The sequence below is a fragment of the Microbacterium atlanticum genome (assembly GCF_015277815.1).
Lineage (GTDB): Bacteria > Actinomycetota > Actinomycetes > Actinomycetales > Microbacteriaceae > Microbacterium > Microbacterium atlanticum.
Genome location: NZ_CP063813.1, coordinates 2,413,044 through 2,428,424, shown reverse-complemented (window position 1 = coordinate 2,428,424; position 15,381 = coordinate 2,413,044). Strand labels below are relative to the sequence as shown.

General features: G+C 71.8%; 14 protein-coding genes. 8 read left to right on the top strand and 6 right to left on the bottom strand.

Going from position 1 to position 15,381, the window contains the following annotated elements:
* Nucleotides 1-43: 43 nt before the first annotated feature.
* Together IR212_RS11055 and IR212_RS11050 are read right to left on the bottom strand one after the other, a co-directional pair.
* The gene (locus IR212_RS11055; protein ID WP_194395972.1) at nt 44-1,759 is read right to left on the bottom strand and encodes a helicase-associated domain-containing protein; all 1,716 of its coding nucleotides are present in this window, start codon (nt 1,757-1,759) and stop codon (nt 44-46) included.
* Nucleotides 1,760-1,764: 5 nt separating this feature from the next.
* Nucleotides 1,765-2,028 carry a multidrug ABC transporter ATPase gene (locus tag IR212_RS11050; RefSeq protein ID WP_194395971.1) on the bottom strand — a complete coding sequence of 88 codons (264 nt, stop codon included), beginning with the start codon at nt 2,026-2,028 and terminating at the stop codon, nt 1,765-1,767.
* A 161-nt stretch (nt 2,029-2,189) separates the two neighbouring features.
* Here IR212_RS11050 and IR212_RS11045 point away from each other — a divergent pair, with 161 nt between their 5' ends.
* Together IR212_RS11045 and IR212_RS11040 are read left to right on the top strand one after the other, a co-directional pair.
* Nucleotides 2,190-2,573 carry a cold-shock protein gene (locus IR212_RS11045; RefSeq protein ID WP_194395970.1) on the top strand — a complete coding sequence of 128 codons (384 nt, stop codon included), beginning with the start codon at nt 2,190-2,192 and terminating at the stop codon, nt 2,571-2,573.
* Nucleotides 2,557-3,411 carry a DUF3027 domain-containing protein gene (locus tag IR212_RS11040; protein ID WP_194395969.1) on the top strand — a complete coding sequence of 285 codons (855 nt, stop codon included), beginning with the start codon at nt 2,557-2,559 and terminating at the stop codon, nt 3,409-3,411. The genes IR212_RS11045 and IR212_RS11040 overlap by 17 nt, the downstream gene beginning before the upstream one ends.
* 26 nt (nt 3,412-3,437) lie before the next feature.
* Here the strand turns inward: IR212_RS11040 and serC are convergent, their stop codons facing one another.
* Nucleotides 3,438-4,553: a phosphoserine transaminase gene (gene serC / locus IR212_RS11035; protein ID WP_194395968.1), complete on the bottom strand. Its 1,116-nt coding sequence runs from the start codon at nt 4,551-4,553 to the stop codon at nt 3,438-3,440.
* Between the two features lie 237 nt (nt 4,554-4,790).
* On the opposite strand from serC, the gene IR212_RS11030 reads away from it, so the two are divergent.
* From IR212_RS11030 to IR212_RS11020, 3 genes are all read left to right on the top strand, one after another.
* Nucleotides 4,791-5,492 (top strand): iron-dependent transcriptional repressor DtxR, encoded by a 702-nt coding sequence (locus IR212_RS11030; protein ID WP_194395967.1) that lies wholly within the window; start codon nt 4,791-4,793, stop codon nt 5,490-5,492.
* A 483-nt stretch (nt 5,493-5,975) separates the two neighbouring features.
* Nucleotides 5,976-6,686 (top strand): M23 family metallopeptidase, encoded by a 711-nt coding sequence (locus IR212_RS11025; protein WP_228479281.1) that lies wholly within the window; start codon nt 5,976-5,978, stop codon nt 6,684-6,686.
* Nucleotides 6,687-7,048: 362 nt separating this feature from the next.
* The gene (locus tag IR212_RS11020) at nt 7,049-7,546 is read left to right on the top strand and encodes an HNH endonuclease (protein WP_194395965.1); all 498 of its coding nucleotides are present in this window, start codon (nt 7,049-7,051) and stop codon (nt 7,544-7,546) included.
* 26 nt (nt 7,547-7,572) lie between these two features.
* Here IR212_RS11020 and ppk2 read toward each other — a convergent pair whose 3' ends face one another.
* Entirely contained in the window at nt 7,573-8,385 is an 813-nt protein-coding gene (gene ppk2, locus IR212_RS11015) for a polyphosphate kinase 2 (protein ID WP_194395964.1), read from the bottom strand.
* Nucleotides 8,386-8,504: 119 nt separating this feature from the next.
* Between ppk2 and IR212_RS11010 the strand changes: the two genes are divergently transcribed.
* Genes IR212_RS11010 through IR212_RS11000 form a run of 3 tightly spaced genes read left to right on the top strand, consistent with a single transcriptional unit; the run spans nt 8,505 to nt 14,529 of the window.
* Nucleotides 8,505-9,308, top strand: a complete 804-nt coding sequence (locus IR212_RS11010; RefSeq protein ID WP_228479280.1) for a hypothetical protein — start codon at nt 8,505-8,507, stop codon at nt 9,306-9,308.
* Nucleotide 9,309: 1 nt separating this feature from the next.
* The gene (locus tag IR212_RS11005; protein WP_228479279.1) at nt 9,310-11,070 is read left to right on the top strand and encodes a DNA polymerase Y family protein; all 1,761 of its coding nucleotides are present in this window, start codon (nt 9,310-9,312) and stop codon (nt 11,068-11,070) included.
* Nucleotides 11,071-11,103: 33 nt separating this feature from the next.
* Nucleotides 11,104-14,529, top strand: a complete 3,426-nt coding sequence (locus IR212_RS11000) for an error-prone DNA polymerase (protein ID WP_194395963.1) — start codon at nt 11,104-11,106, stop codon at nt 14,527-14,529.
* A 242-nt stretch (nt 14,530-14,771) separates the two neighbouring features.
* Here the strand turns inward: IR212_RS11000 and IR212_RS10995 are convergent, their stop codons facing one another.
* Nucleotides 14,772-14,978, bottom strand: a complete 207-nt coding sequence (locus IR212_RS10995; RefSeq protein ID WP_194395962.1) for a DUF2188 domain-containing protein — start codon at nt 14,976-14,978, stop codon at nt 14,772-14,774.
* A 22-nt stretch (nt 14,979-15,000) separates the two neighbouring features.
* Nucleotides 15,001-15,333: a hypothetical protein gene (locus tag IR212_RS10990; protein ID WP_194395961.1), complete on the bottom strand. Its 333-nt coding sequence runs from the start codon at nt 15,331-15,333 to the stop codon at nt 15,001-15,003.
* Nucleotides 15,334-15,381 lie beyond the last annotated feature (48 nt).

Genomic DNA, 15,381 nt, shown 5'->3' with positions numbered 1-15,381 from the left:
GGGCGGGCGGGGCAGGTCGGAAGGCGAAGCGGATGCCGCGCCGTCAGGCCGCGGCGACGCTGACGATGCTCGACACCGGCAGGGTGCGTTCGATGTCGGCCGCGCGGTCGCGGCCCCGCAGACGGCCGCCGCCGAGCCCGGCGGCCTCCAGCGTGAACGACCGCTCGGAGCCGTCCGGCATCCGCACCACCACGATGATCTCGGCCCGCGTGCGTACGGCCTGCTCGAGCTCGCGCTCCAGCCAGCCGGCCTCGCCGTCGGTGCCGTGCCCGCCGCGGAGAGCGGCGATCAGGCGCGCGTACGCGTCGGAAGTCCCGGCGGAGGGCTCGGACGGCGTCGCCGACGCGCGGCGGTGGATCGACTCCGGGCGCCCGGACGCATCCACGGCGATCACCGGGTACCGCGCATCGGCCAGCGTCCAGTACACGGCGTCGCGAGTCACCCGCGTGGTGAGTGCGTCGCCGTCCGGCACGAGTCCGAGCGGGCGCAGCGCCTGGTCGATGGCGATCGCGTCGAGCAGGCTCGCGTCGGGGCTCTCGACGCGGGTGCGGCCGGCGCGGCCGTCGGTGCGCACGCGCACCATGCCGTGTCGCGCGGCGGTGCTCTCGATGAGGTACTCCAGCGGCTGTGGGATACCGGTGAGCGAGAGCGACGCCAGGAACGCGCGCATCGAGTCGGCGGTCTCGCCTTCGGTCATGCCCGTCGTGAGGGACGCGGCGGTGAACCGGTAGGTCGACGCCTGAGCGCGCGACTCACGCACGGCGATGGAGCGCAGCCGCAGGTCGAGCGCGGGGGCGAGGGGACCGGGCGCGATCGCGGTCAGGTCCGCCTGGAGATAGACCCGATCGATCTCGGCGGGTAGATGCGAGGCCATCGCCGCGGCGTCGGCCGGGTCGCCGACGCGTAGCGCCGTCGACCACGCGAACTCGGAGCCGTCGGCGTCGAACAGCCCCCAGCGTGTGCTGATGCGACGCAGATCTTCGGCGCGCGCGGGCCACTCCGGATCGAGGGGATACGCGGACGGCCAGGCGGCGGGCGGTGCGAAGCCGCCGGACGGCGTGCGCAACCCCGACGGGAGGCTCGACCGCAGTCCTTCGGCGATCGCGGCCCAGCGCTGCGGGGTGGGTGCCTCGAGCCACCGTTCGCCGGATTCGGTCACGATCCACTCGCGCTCGCGCGGGGTCGCGAGGCCCGCCGCGGCGGCGGAGGCCAGAAGGTCCTCGAGGTCGTCCGAGGACGCGATGGCTCCCGCTTCCATGAGCCGTCGGCGGTCCGCCGCGCTCACCGGGCCGGCTCCCGTGCGGGCCAGCGGCGCATGCAGGCACGCCAGCAGCACGTCGGCGAGGGAACCGGCGGTGGTGAAAGCGCGCTCGGCAGCGGCGGCGGACGAGCGGGCGTCGGCCGCCGAGGGCTCGGCCCCGGCGGGCTCCGCGCGGAAGGCCCCAGGTGAGGCCGCGGCGGCGACGGCCAGGCGGTCGGCGACGACCGCGTACGGCGCGCCGCCCGCCTCGACGAGCGCCAGGCGATCGGCGTCGCCGGCCGACTCGTCACCGCCCGCCCGGAGCGCGACGAGCGTCCGTCGGTCGAGCCGGCTCAGCGCCCTGTCGACCGAGGCCGGCTCGAGGAGGGCGTCGGCGGCATCGAAGAAGTCGTGCCAGCCGACGTGGGGGGCGATGCCGCGCGCCGCGAGGGTCTCGGCGAGCGCGGCGTCGCTCAGCTCAGCGAGCCGTGTCGCGAGTGCGCGGGCGTCGGAGACCAAGACGGTCAGCCCCCTCGGTTGGCCCGAGACCTCCGCACGAAACTCATGATCAGCACGGCCAGCAGCAGCCCGAACGCGGCGATGGGCGCGATGTACACCAGCACGCCCACTATCGGCCAGATGCCGGTGCCGAAGTCGGCGCCCGCGGCGGACGCGATCATGATCGCGAAGAAGCAGACGATCGAGAGCACGAGCAGGCCCAGCGACATGAAGGCCAGGATGCGGTCGATGCGGCGCACGGGAACGTCGCCGGAGGGATTCGTGCTCATCCGCTCCAGCCTACTCGCTGAGCTCGCGCACGGCGGGCACCGCGCACCGGGGTGCGGGGACGGCCGAGGAAGGTGCCGTTAGGCTGGGAGGCGGGGTTCTGCACGGCCCCGGTTTCGTCATGCCGCCGCTCGATCGCGGCGCCCGATCCAGCGAGGTTTCCATGCCCACCGGCAAGGTCAGGTTCTACGACGAGGAGAAGGGCTTCGGCTTCATCTCCTCCGACGACGGTCAGGACGTCTTCCTGCACGCCACCGCCCTGCCCGCCGGCGCCCCCGCTCCGAAGACCGGCGCGCGTCTGGAGTTCGGCATCGCCGACGGCAAGCGCGGCCCGCAGGCCCTCTCGGTCCGGGTGCTCGAGGCGCCCGTCAGCCTCGCCAAGCGCGCCCGCAAGCCCGCCGACGACATGGCGATCATCGTCGAAGATCTCGTGAAGCTGCTCGACGGCATCGGCGGAGACCTGCGCCGTGGCCGCTACCCGAGCGGCTCGCACGCCAAGAAGGTGGCCGCCGTGCTGCGCAAGGTGGCCGATGAGCTCGACGCCTGATCCCATCGACCCCGACGCCGACTTCCTCCTGGACCCGGTCGCCGAGACGTCGACCGACTCCGCCGAGGGGTCGGAGACGGACGCCGCGTCCGCACCGGAGGCGCTGGATGCCGGCGCCCTGGAGACCGAGGCCGGCGACGACGTCGAGACCGAGGCCGTCGGCGCCGTGGAGACCGACGCCGTCGAGCAGCAGGAGGGGCCGGCCGCTCAGGCCGACCCGGACCCGCGCCTGCTGGAGGCGAAGGACCTCGCGCTCGCGGCGCTGCGCGAGGTCACGCCGGCGTCCACGATCGGCGAGCCCGCTGAGTATCGTGTCGAGGCGGACGGCGTCGTGTCGCTGCGGTTCACGAATCGGCTCGCCGGCTACCCCGGCTGGTTCTGGACCGTGAGCCTTGCGCGCGTCGAGGACGCCGAGCCGACGGTGCTCGAGGTCGAGCTGCTGCCCGGCGAGGGGGCGCTCCTCGCGCCGGAGTGGGTGCCGTGGGCTGTGCGTCTGGCCGACTACCACGCCGCACAGGCCGCCGCACAGGCAGAGGCGGCCGCCGATGGCGAGACCGCCGACGAGGACGAGCTCGAGGATGTCGACGATCTCGATGCGGCCGACTTCGACGACGACGGCTCGCCGATCCTCCACGCCGGCGACGTCGACGGCGTCGACATCGACGAGCTCGCCGATGTGCCGGACGACGACGACTCCGACGCGGACGACTCCTATGGGGAGGACTCCGACGACGATCCCGAGTACGACGACTCCGAGTACGACGACGACGCCGACGATGACCCGGAGTTCGACGATGACGAGTTCGACGACGACGGGGACCGCGGCGTCGAGCGCTGAGCCGTCTCGGAAGCCGCGGGCAGCGGTCAGCTGAGCCCGTCGACCGTGTACTGGATGCAGCGCGCCAGCTGCCGCACGTCCTCCGGCTCGATCGACACGAAGGTCGCCACGCGCAGCTGGTTGCGTCCGAGCTTGCGGTAGGGCTCGGTGTCGACGATGCCGTTGGCGCGCAGGCTCTTCGCGACGGCCGCGGCATCCACCGACTCGTCGAAGTCGATGGTCACCACGACGGGCGACCGGTCGGCAGGGTCGGCGACGAACGGCGTCGCGTAGGCGGATGCCTCAGCCCAGTCGTACAGCGTCTGCGACGACTCGCGGGTTCGGGCATCGGCCCACTGCAGACCGCCGTTGCCGTTGATCCACGTCACCTGCTCGTTGAGGAGGAACAGCGTCGTCAGCGCCGGGGTGTTCAGCGTCTGGTTCAGGCGGGAGTTGTCCAGCGCCTGCTTGAGGCTGAGGAACTCGGGGATGTAGCGCCCCGACGCGGCGATCCGTTCGATGCGCTCGATCGCGGCCGGCGAGACGAGGGCGAACCAGAGGCCGCCGTCGGAGCCGAGGTTCTTCTGCGGCGCGAAGTAGTAGACGTCGGCCTCGTGCACCGAGAAGTCGATGCCGCCGGCGGCGCTGGTGGCGTCGATCACCGTGAGCGCGCCTGCGTCGGCCTGGACCCGCGTGACCGGCGCGGACACGCCGGTCGAGGTCTCGTTGTGGGGCCAGGCGTACACGTCCACGCCTTCGACGGGCTCGGCGGCCGTGCTCGTACCGGCGGCGACCTCGCGCACGTCCGGCGCCTCGAGCCACGGCGCGTTCGCCGCTTTGGCGAACTTCCCCCCGAACTCGCCGAACACGAGGTTCTGGCTGCGCTTGTCGATGAGACCGAAGGCGGCGGCATCCCAGAATGCGGTCGATCCGCCGTTGCCGAGGATGACCTCGTAACCCGTGGGAAGGCGGAACAGCTCGCGCAGGCCCGCGCGGACGTGCCCCACCAGATCCTTCACGGGCGCCTGCCGGTGCGACGTGCCGATCAGGGCGGCCCCACGGCCGGTCAGGGCCTCGAGGTGTGCGGGGATCACCTTGGACGGGCCGCACCCGAAGCGTCCGTCGGCGGGCAGGATCTCGCGGGGAAGCAGCACGTGGGACATGCGTCGATTCTAGAGACGGGCGTGGAGCGCATCCGCCGCGTGACGGGGCATGACGCGCCCGGTGGGCAGGTCATCGAGAGGTGGCCGGAGGTGCAGGACCTGATCACGCGAGCCGTCGCTCACCGCCTGCATGCCGGAGGCTGTCCAGCGATAGTGGGGCGGATGCCTCCCCCGCCGCGCCGTCGGAGGGGGAGGATAGGCTGTCCTCAGCCCCTTGAGAACCCTGAGGACACCGCGATGACCGACCTGATCGACACCACCGAGATGTACCTGCGCACCATCCTCGAGCTCGAGGAGGAGAACATCGTGCCGCTGCGCGCGCGCATCTCGGAGCGTCTCGGTCACTCGGGTCCCACGGTGTCGCAGACGATCGGCCGCATGGAGCGCGACGGCCTGGTCGTCGTCTCGAACGACCGCACCCTCGAGCTCACCGACGCCGGCCGGCAGAAGGCCGTCGACGTCATGCGCAAGCACCGGCTCGCCGAGCGCCTGCTCTCAGACGTGATCGGACTCGACTGGGCCTACGTGCACGAAGAGGCATGCCGCTGGGAGCATGTGATGAGCGAGCAGGTCGAGCGCCGCCTCGTCGAACTGCTCGGGCACCCCACCGAGTCGCCGTACGGAAACCCGATCCCCGGACTCGACCAGCTCGGCGATGTGCCGACGGGCGGCTTCGAACAGGGCGTCGTCGGCCTCGTGCGCCGGCTGAACGACGCGGGAGAGCCCATCACGGGCACGGTCCGCCGTCTCGCCGAGCCCGCCCAGGTCGACCCCGAGCTGCTGCAGCAGCTGAAGGGAGCCGGTGTCGTGCCTGGCGCCGTCGGCGACTACCGCTACAACGAGGGCTACGTGCTCGTGCAGATGCAGGGCAGCGATGAAGGGCTCGAGCTTCCCGTCGAGGTCGCGTCCCACATCTTCCTCGTCGACGAGTCGCGCTGAGGCCCTGGCCGGGCTCGACGGTGCCCGGATCAGGTGGCCGGGGCATCCGTCGACGGACCGCCCAGTGAATTGCCAGTCCCACAGCGTGACAGAATCGTGACCTTCGGGTAGCCTCGAACAGTCCACCAGGCGAGAAGCCCGCCGACCGGACCCCGCGTGGATTGCCTCTCCGGCTCGTCGTCCACACGTGGTGAAGCCCGCACATCGTGCCCCGACATCGAGTGCTGACGAGCCAGGCGCCCCTCGGCGCGGAGGCGCCGGAGGACAAGTTTGGCTGCACATACCGAGTCGCCCGCGAACGGACCCGAGAACGAGGCGGCGCGCCTGAATCGGCGCGCGCGAGATCGCCGGACCCCCGCTGCGCGACCCCGATCGGTCGCGCCCGCGACAACGACCGCCACGGGCGCCGTCGCTCGCACTGCGCCGCCGCAGAAGCGCGCGAGCCGCGTCGCGAAGCCGCTGCGCAGCCTCGCGATCCTCAGCATGGTCGGCGGCCTCGTCGCCACGGTCGCCCTTCCCGCCTTCGCGGCCGGCGCCGCGAAGACGGACGAGGGGTCGGTGACGGTCCAGCAGATGGCCGTCGACGACGCCCAGACGTTCGTCGCCGCCTCGGACGCGAACGCCTCCGAGCTCACGCGCGAGAGCTACGCCGCCACGACCGCGGAAGAGATCGAGAAGAAGAAGGCGGAAGAGGCCGCCGCCGAGCGCGCGCGGGCCGCCGCTGCCGCTGCGGCCGCTGCGGCCGCCGCCGCTTCCCGCAGCTCCGCCCCGATCGACATCGCGATGACGTCGCCGGGGAGCGGCGAGGTGCGCTGGCCGATCCTCAACTTCACCAAGGGCCGCGGCCTGTGGGACTCCGGCTACCACCAGGGCGTCGACCTCCTCGCCTCGTGCGGGACGCCGCTCTATGCCGCAGCTGCCGGCGTGGTCAAGGTCTCGCAGGAGAGCTACGGCGGCTACGGCGTGGGCGTCTCGATCGACCACGTCATCGGCGGCCAGCGCGTCAACACGCTCTACGGCCACATGACCTACGGCAGCCGGCAGGTCTCGGTCGGGCAGACGGTTTCGGCCGGCCAGCTCATCGGCTTCGTCGGCAGCACCGGAAGCTCTACCGCGTGCCACCTCCACTTCGAGGTGCACATCAACGGCGGCGTCGTCGACCCGTGGGCGTGGCTCCAGTCCAACGCCGGCTGACCTCGACACGACTCCTGCATCACAGCGACACGGATGCCTCCACCCCGCCGGGTGGAGGCATCCGTCGTCCGACACGCCATCGGATCGGCCGCCGTGGCTGCGGCCCCGGTATCCGCCCCGTGCGTTACCCTGAGACCCGACGCTGAGAGAGCGGAGGGAGCCGATGGGCTGCACACCACGCATCCGCACCATGGATGCGCTTGGACGCCTCGTCCTTCGGCATTGCACGAGCGGATGCCGCGGCCTTGCCGTGCGTCCAGGGCGCTGTCTGTAAGACAGCGCCTTTTTTCATGCCCCTGCGCCCTTGATCGTCGCGCAGTCGAATACCGAGAAGCCGTCCCGGCCATTCGAGAGGATGATCAATGCGCACTCTGGTGCTGAACGCGGGCTACGAGCCGCTCGCGGTCGTGTCGTTCAAGCGGGCGCTCGTGCTCGTGATGAACGAGAAGGCCACCGTGGTGGAACACACCGAGGCGGATCCGGTGTGGGGAACCAGACGCTCGTACGAACGCCCCGCCGTGATCATCCTGACCCGCTACGTCCGCGTGCCGGGCGGCCGACACGTGCCGGTCACGCGCCGCGGCGTGCTGCGCCGTGACAACCACCGCTGCGGGTACTGCGGCAAGGCCGCGTCGACGATCGACCACGTGCTGCCCCGGTCGCGGGGCGGCGCCGACTCGTGGGAGAACCTCGTGGCGTGCTGCCTCCGGTGCAACAACGTCAAGGGCGACCGCACCCCGCAGGAGATGCACTGGGAGCTGCGCTTCACGCCGCGGCCGCCTCGCGGCGCGCAGTGGACGGTGCGGGGCACCGAGCGCACCGACCCTCGCTGGGAGCCGTATCTGGCCCTCGCGGCCTGAGCGCCCCGGTCGCATCCCGCGCGGCGTCAGCTGCGTGGTCCGCCGAGGAGTCTCGAGGCGACGTCGGGCACGTAGTTCTCCAGGTTCCGCGGGGGTCGTTCGTAGCCGCGCGACGGCGGACGCGGGGGGATGACGATCTCCTCACGGTCGACGACGTCGTAGGGGATCTGCGAGAGCAGGTGGGCGATCATGTTGATGCGGCTGCGGCGCTTGTCGACCGAGGGCACCTCGTACCAGGGCGACTCGGGGATGTCCGTATGCACGAACATGCTGTCCTTGGCGCGGGAGTAGTCCTCCCACTTCGTGATCGACAGCACGTCGTTGGGGCTGAGCTTCCAGCGTCGCATCGGGTCGTCCGCGCGTGACCGGAAGCGCGCCTCCTGCTCGTCGGGCGAGACGCTGAACCAGTACTTCAGCAGCAGGATGCCGTCCTCGACGAGCATCCGCTCGAAGATCGGCGCCTGGTGGAGGAAGCGGTGGTACTCGGCATTGGTGCAGTAGCCCATCACATGCTCGACGCCTGCCCGGTTGTACCAGGACCGGTCCATGAGCACGATCTCGCCGGCGGCGGGCAGGTGCGGGACATAGCGCTGGAAGTACCACTGGGTGCGCTCCCGCTCGGTGGGCATGGGGAGCGCCACGATGCGGGTGACGCGCGGATTGAGGTACTCCGACACACGCTTGATGGTCGATCCCTTTCCGGCGGCGTCGCGCCCTTCGAAGATCACCACGATCCGGGCCCCGCTCGCCTGGACCCAGGCCTGCATGTCGACGAGCTGGGCCTGCAGCCGGCGCAGCTCCTGTTCATAGGCCTGTTTGGGGATCCGCGGCTCGCTCATGGCGCAGAGGCTACACGGAGACCGGGGTGGGCGGAACATCGAACAAAAGTGTCGGAACTGCGCGGTACGCTCAAGCCCTGACAATTGAGAATATAGAACATGTGTTCTAGCCTGGAGGAATGGGGGCGATCGTGCAGCTCACCGCACAGTACGTGCACGAGCCCGTCGAGCAGGAGCAGACCGTGGCCGAGCCCGCCGGTCTCGCATCGACTGGTGGATCGACGGGCACCGTCGCACGTCTGCGCGCCCAGCTCGAGCGGGTGCAGGGGCGGCGCCTCGACGCGCCGGTGCTGCCGGTTCACCCGGCTCTCGCTCCGCTGCTTCCCGGTGGGGGTCTGCGCCCCGGGTCGGCCTATTGCCTGCCGCGCTCCACGTCGGTGCTGCTGGCACTGCTCGCGCAGCCGTCGCAGGCGGGATCATGGTGCGGGGTGATCGGCATGCCCCGCCTGGGCGCCGAGGCGGCCGAGGGGCTGGGGGTCGATCTGTCGCGACTCGTCCTCATCCCCGACCCGGGTGCGCGATGGCTCGCCGTCACCGCGACCGTCGCCGAGGTGCTGCCGGTGGTCGCAGTGCGCCCGTCCGGTCGGGCGGCCGACGGCGAGGTGTCGCGCCTGGCCGCGAGACTGCGTGATCGCGGTGCGGTGCTGCTCGTGCAGGGGCCGTGGCCGCAGGCCGAAGCGGTGATCGAGGTGGGGACGCCGACGTGGGAGGGCGTGGGCCGTGGACACGGATACCTCTCCGGCCGAGCGGTGACGTTGACCTCGTCCAGCCGGCGCTGGCCCCGGTCGCGCCGCGCGAGGGTGATGCTTCCGGATGCCTCGGGGCAGGTGTCCGCCGCACCCGAGCGCATGCGGCCGGTCGAGAGGCTGCACGCGGCGGCGGCGACGGAGTCGTACGCGTTCGAGACGAGGGCGGTGGGGTGAGATGACACCGGGAACGCCCGTCCGGAGCCTGGTGCTGTGGTTCCCCGACTGGCCCGTCACTGCGCTCGAGCGGGAGGCGAGCGCCGGCGCCGTGGGTGCGGGCGCCGAGGGCGCGGGGCGGGTGGGTTCCTCCGATCCCGCCTCCGACGCGGTGATGACGGCGGCGGGGGAGCGTCCGGGCTCGGCGAATGCCGGGTCGACGGGGCGACGGGGTGCGCGGCACCCGGTCGCCGTGGTGGAGCGCAATCTCATCGTCGCGTGCTCCGCTGCCGCGCGCGCGGAGGGAGTGCGCCGGGGGATGCGGCGGCGTGACGCGCAGGCACGGTGCCCGGGGCTGACGCTGGTGAACGCGGATGCCGCGCGCGACCACCGGGCGTTCGCCCCGATCGTGTCGCTGATCGAGGAGCGCGCGCCGGGGGTGCAGCTGGTGAGACCGGGCCTGTGCGCGCTGCGCGTCCGTGGTCCGGCGCGGTACTACGGCGGCGAGGTGGAGGCTGCGCGTGTGCTGATCGGCGTGCTGCGCGAGGCGGGGCTCGACGATGTGCGAGCCGGGGTCGCCGACGGACCGTTCACCGCCGAGCAGGCCGCCCGGGGCGGCACGCGCGCCGCGGATCCGGTCTTCGTCGTGCCCGCCGGCGGCGCGGCGGGTTTTCTGGCGCCGCTGCCGGTCGCCGTGCTCGACGCGTCGGCGATGCTCGGCGCGTCGGCGGAGGAGGCGAAGGACGCGACCGACCTGGTGGGGCTGCTCGCGCGGCTCGGCGTGCAGAGCCTCGGCGGGTTCGCCGCGATGGAGGTCGACCGGGTGCGCGAGCGATTCGGGGAACGGGGCGTGCGGCTGCACGCCCTCGCCGCCGGGCGTGACTCGCGGCCCGTGCAGCCGCGCACGCCGCCTCCCGAGCTCCAGCGCGAGATCGCGTTCGAGCCGCCGCTCGAGATCGCCGACCAGGTCGCGTTCGCGATGCGCGTCACCGCCGACGACTTCGTGACGGGGCTCGGCGCGGTCGACCTGGTGTGCACCGAGCTGCGCGTCGAGCTCGTCGGCGATCGCGGAGAGCGCAGCGAGCGGGTATGGCTGCATCCCGGCTCGTTCGACGCGGCGGCGGTGGTCGACCGCGTGCGCTGGCAGCTCGCGGAGGACGTCGGTGCCGGCGATGCGGCCGGGGGCGGGCTGCGCAGCGGGGTGACGCGGGTGCGGATCTCGCCGGAGGCGGTGGATGCGGCATCCCACCACGCCCCGGCGCTGTTCGGCGGCGGTCCGGAAGAGAGGGTGCACCATGCGCTCTCGCGGGTGCAGGCGATGCTCGGGCACCGTGGCGTGGTGACCCCCGCGATCGGCGGCGGGAGGTGGCTCGCGGAGCGGCAGGTGCTCGTCCCGTGGGGCGACCGCGACGAGCGCGACCGGAAGGCGAGAGGAGGAGGGCTCGCGGCGCAGCGTGCGCGCCCGTGGCCCGGCAGCCTTCCCGAGCCGCTGCCGTCCACGGTGTTCGCCGATCCGGTGCCGGTCGACGTGCGCGCGCTGGGTGGCGAGCTCGTCGACGTCGACGAGCGAGGAAACGTCGCGGCTGTGCCCGCGTTCTTCATCGAGAGCGGGCGGCGGCGCCCGATCGAGGCGTGGGCGGGTCCGTGGCCGGTGGTGGAGCGGGGATGGGATGCCGCCCGCTCGCGCCGCGCGTACCGGTTCCAGGTCGTCGACGCCGACGGAGGCGCCTGGCTGCTGGTGTGCGACGGTGACGCCTGGACCGCGGAGGCGACCTATGACTGACCTCCGGTCCCTGAGCCTGTCGGGGGGCGGCTGATGGGCTTCAACAACCCCGGCGTGTCCTGGTCGGAGATCGAGCGTGTGCTGAGCGGCCGGCGCCGACCGGACGCGCGGCCCGCGGGCGCTGACGGCGGCGACAGCCCTGCCTGGTCGCACAAGCGCGGTCCCTATGTGCCGCCCAGGATCGAGCGACCGGCCGAGGTCATCCCGTACGCCGAGCTGCACGCCCACTCCTCGTTCTCGTTCCTCGACGGGGCCTCATCGCCCGAAGAGCTCGCCGAGGAGGCCGAACGGCTGGGGCTTCACGCCCTCGCGATCACCGATCACGACGGCTTCTACGGCATCGTCCACTTCGCCGAGGCCGCCGAGGCGCTCGATCTGAAGACCGTCTTCGGGGCGGAGCTGTCGCTCGAGCTCCCGAAGCCCCAGAACGGCGAAGCAGACCCGGCGGGCGGCCACCTGCTGGTGCTCGCCCGCGGCGAAGAGGGCTATCACCGGCTCGCGGGGGCGATCACGCACGCGCAGCTGCGGGGCGGTGAGAAGGGGCGACCGGTGTACGACCTCGACGAGCTGGCGGCACAGGCGGCGGGGGAGTGGGCCGTGCTCACCGGGTGCCGCAAGGGCGCGGTCCGCCAGGCGCTCACGTCGGCTCCCGGCACGGCCGGGGCCGACGCGGCGGCGCGGGAGCTCGACCGGCTGGTGGCGCTGTTCGGGCGCGACGCCGTGCACGTCGAGCTCATCGACCACGGCAATCCGCTCGACACCCGCCACAACGACGTGCTGGCCGGGCTCGCCCGCGAGCGGGGACTCCCGCTGCTCGCCACGAACAACGTGCACTATGCGGTGCCGCAGCGGCAGCTGCTGGCCGCCGCCGTCGCGGCGGTGCGCGCGAACCGCGGTCTGGACGAGCTGGACGGCTGGCTGCCGGCGCACGCCGGCGCCCACCTGCGGTCGGGTGCCGAGATGGCGGAGCGCTTCGTCCGGTTCCCGGACGCCGTCGCCCGCACCGTCACGCTCGCCGACGAGCTCGCCTTCCCGCTGCGGCGGGCGAAGCCCGCGCTGCCGAAGCAGGAGGTGCCCGAGGGGCACACGCCGATGTCGTGGCTGCGCTCGCTCGTGTGGCAGGCGGTGCCGCGGAAGTACCCCGACCTCCGTCCGGAGGACCGGGACCGCATCGAGCGCGAGCTCGGCGTGATCGAGATGAAGGACTTCCCCGGCTACTTCCTCATCGTCCACGGCATCGTCCAGGAGGCGCGGCGTCGAGGCATCCTGTGTCAGGGACGAGGGTCCGCCGCCAACAGTGCCGTCTGCTATCTGCTGGACATCACAGCGATCGACGCCATCTACTACCGGCTGCCGTTCGAGCGCTTCCTGTCGTCGCTGCGCGACGAGGAGCCCGACATCGACGTCGACTTCGACTCGGACCGTCGCGAGGAGATCATCCAGTGGGTCTACCAGGAGTACGGCCGCGATCGCGCGGCCCAGGTCGCGAACGTCATCCAGTACCGGCCGAAGAACGCCGTCCGTGACATGGCGAAGGCGCTGGGTCATTCGCCGGGTCAGCAGGATGCGTGGTCGAAGCAGGTCGAGGGGTGGGGGGCGCACCTCGAGACCGGCCCCGGGCACGACATCCCCGATCGGGTGATCGAGTTCGCCGGCGAGCTGCTGAAGGCGCCGCGGCACCTGGGGATCCACTCCGGCGGCATGGTGCTCACCGACCGCCCTGTCGGCGAGGTCGTGCCGATCGAGCATGCGCGCATGGAGAACCGCACCGTGATCCAGTGGGACAAGGATGACGCGGCCTGGATGGGGCTGGTGAAGTTCGACCTGCTGGGGCTCGGCATGCTCGCTGCCATCCAGTACTGCTTCGACATGATCCGCGCCTCCACGGGGGAGGTGTGGGAGCTGTCGACGATCCCCAGGGAGGAGAAGGCCGTCTACGACATGCTGTGCCGCGCGGATGCGGTCGGCGTGTTCCAGGTCGAGTCACGAGCCCAGATGGGACTGCTGCCACGACTGCAGCCTCGGGAGTTCTACGACCTCGCCATCGAGATCGCCCTCATCCGTCCCGGACCCATCCAGGGCGGCGCGGTGCACCCGTTCGTGCGCCGCAAACTCGGTCAGGAGCCGGTCACGTACCCTCACGAGAAGCTGAAGCCGGTGCTGGAGCGCACCAAGGGCATCCCGGTCTTCCAGGAGCAGCTCATGCAGATGGGGATGGTCATCGGCGGTCTCAGCGGAGAGGATGCCGATCTGCTGCGCCGGGCCATGGGTTCCAAGCGCGGGGTCGAGCGCATCGAGTCGCTGCGCGACAAGCTCTATTCCGGCATGGCGCAGAACGGTCTGGTGGGGGAGGACGCCGACGCGATCTACGCCAAGATCCAGGCGTTCGCGAACTTCGGGTTCGCCGAGTCACACTCCCTGTCGTTCGCGCTGCTCGTCTACGCCAGTTCGTGGATCAAGCTGCACTACCCGGGGGCGTTCCTTGCGGGGCTGCTGCGCGCGCAGCCGATGGGCTTCTACTCGCCGGCGACGCTCGTCGCCGACGCACGTCGCCACGGGGTCGACGTGCGTCGGCCCGACCTGCACCTGTCGGACGCGGAGGCGGTGCTCGAGCCGGCGGGAGTTCCGCCGTCGCCTCTTCCCGCCGGAGGACCGACCGGCCTGGACTCGTGCCTCGAACGCCGTCAGCCGCCCGTCGGGATCTTCGATCTCCATAGCCCCGACGAGTCGGCGGCGCATCGCCGTGACTCGGGGTTCGCGGTGCGGCTCGGTCTCGCCGGCGTGAAAGGCATCGGCGCCAAGGTGGCCCAGCGCATCGTCGACGCCCGTGCGGCCGGAGGACGCTTCCGCGACCTGCGCGATGTCGTGCGGCGCACCAGCATCACCGCCGCCCAGGTAGAGGCGCTCGCCACTGCGGGTGCGTTCGAGTGCCTGGGTCTCAGCCGGCGGGAGGCGATCTGGCTCGCCGGGTCAGCGGCCCAGGACCGCCCGGAGTATCTGCCGGGCTCGCTGATCGCCGTGCAGCCGCCGCTGTTCGCGGACCCCACGAGCTACGAGCGCCTCGCAGCCGATCTGTGGGCGACCGGGATCTCCACCGACGACCACCCGATGACGCACTATCGCTCGGCACTCGATGCCCGCGGGGTGCTCACCTCGCGCGAACTGCGCAGGCACGAGACCGGCAGGCGGGTGGAGGTCGCGGGGCTGGTTACGCACCGGCAGCGGCCGGCGACGGCATCCGGTGTCACGTTCGTCAACCTCGAGGACGAGCACGGGCTCGTCAACATCGTGTGCTCGGTCGGTGTGTGGAACAGGTATCGGCGGATCGTCCGGGACTCACCGGCGCTCATCGCCCGCGGCATCCTGGAGCGCTCGCCGGAGGGCGTGACCAATCTCGTCGCCGACGGATTCGATGACCTCCGTGTGGGGGTGCAGCATCGGGCGAGGGACTTCCGCTGACGGGCCGCAGTCGCCGCGCTCAGTCCGCGCAGGAGCCGTGGCGACCGACGCTATGGCTGCTGCTCGTCGCGAAGCGTGTCTGCCGACTCCGCCGATGCGGGCCGGTCGGGATCCTCTCCCTCTGCCTGCGAGGGATGGCCGTCCGCCGGTTGGGTGCGTGTGTCGGGCTGCCGGGCCTGGTCTTCGCCCTCGGCCTGGCTGGGGGTCGCGCCGGTGGGGTCGCTCTCTGACATGTTCCGTCCTCACTCCTGCTCGTCGGTGATGGCGCCGGTCGGTCCGGCATCCTCCACCACATGGTGAACGCCCAGGTCGTCTGCGACGGTGCGGCCGGCGTCCACCGCCTCCTCCTTGCTGGCGAAGCTTCCGGAGAGCTCCGGATGCCCCTCCAGGTGGTTCTCCCATTGGCCGCGGTTGGAGCGGGTCACAACGGGCGACGTGCCGTCGGTCATGGTCCTCCTTGCGCAGGGCGGCTCAGTCGAGCTCGCCGTCCCATTCGACTGTCTTCGGGACGTCGCCGTCGATGACGGCGACGGGATGGTGTCTGCGCTGGATGGCATTCAGCCGCTCCACGGCCGTCTCATCGACGAGCTCCTCGAGGTCGGGCGATGCATCCTTCGCCACGATCTGGCTCGCTGGGCCGATCAGCACCGTCACCGCGCTGATCGCTCCGTCCGGCTCGACGACGGGCAAGGACACCGTCTCCGCCTCGCCCGCCTCGGCGAGAGCCTGGCTGCAGCTCAGCAGCGCAAAGGTGATGTCATCCCCGGTCAAGAACTCGCTTCCTGCGTAGATCACCTTCTTCACGGGACTTTTCTACCCCCGGGCGCTCTCACAGCGCTGGGGGTTGCAGGC

Coding starts and splice junctions, on each gene's coding strand:
- ppk2 (WP_194395964.1), bottom strand. CDS start 8,385: ATGAGCGAGCCGCGGATCCCCAAACAGGCCTATGAACAGGAGCTGCGC.
- serC (WP_194395968.1), bottom strand. CDS start 4,553: ATGTCCCACGTGCTGCTTCCCCGCGAGATCCTGCCCGCCGACGGACGC.
- IR212_RS11025 (WP_228479281.1), top strand. CDS start 5,976: ATGGTCGGCGGCCTCGTCGCCACGGTCGCCCTTCCCGCCTTCGCGGCC.
- IR212_RS11000 (WP_194395963.1), top strand. CDS start 11,104: ATGGGCTTCAACAACCCCGGCGTGTCCTGGTCGGAGATCGAGCGTGTG.
- IR212_RS11010 (WP_228479280.1), top strand. CDS start 8,505: ATGGGGGCGATCGTGCAGCTCACCGCACAGTACGTGCACGAGCCCGTC.
- IR212_RS11050 (WP_194395971.1), bottom strand. CDS start 2,028: ATGAGCACGAATCCCTCCGGCGACGTTCCCGTGCGCCGCATCGACCGC.
- IR212_RS10995 (WP_194395962.1), bottom strand. CDS start 14,978: ATGACCGACGGCACGTCGCCCGTTGTGACCCGCTCCAACCGCGGCCAA.
- IR212_RS11040 (WP_194395969.1), top strand. CDS start 2,557: ATGAGCTCGACGCCTGATCCCATCGACCCCGACGCCGACTTCCTCCTG.
- IR212_RS11005 (WP_228479279.1), top strand. CDS start 9,310: ATGACACCGGGAACGCCCGTCCGGAGCCTGGTGCTGTGGTTCCCCGAC.
- IR212_RS11030 (WP_194395967.1), top strand. CDS start 4,791: ATGACCGACCTGATCGACACCACCGAGATGTACCTGCGCACCATCCTC.
- IR212_RS11020 (WP_194395965.1), top strand. CDS start 7,049: ATGCGCACTCTGGTGCTGAACGCGGGCTACGAGCCGCTCGCGGTCGTG.
- IR212_RS11045 (WP_194395970.1), top strand. CDS start 2,190: ATGCCCACCGGCAAGGTCAGGTTCTACGACGAGGAGAAGGGCTTCGGC.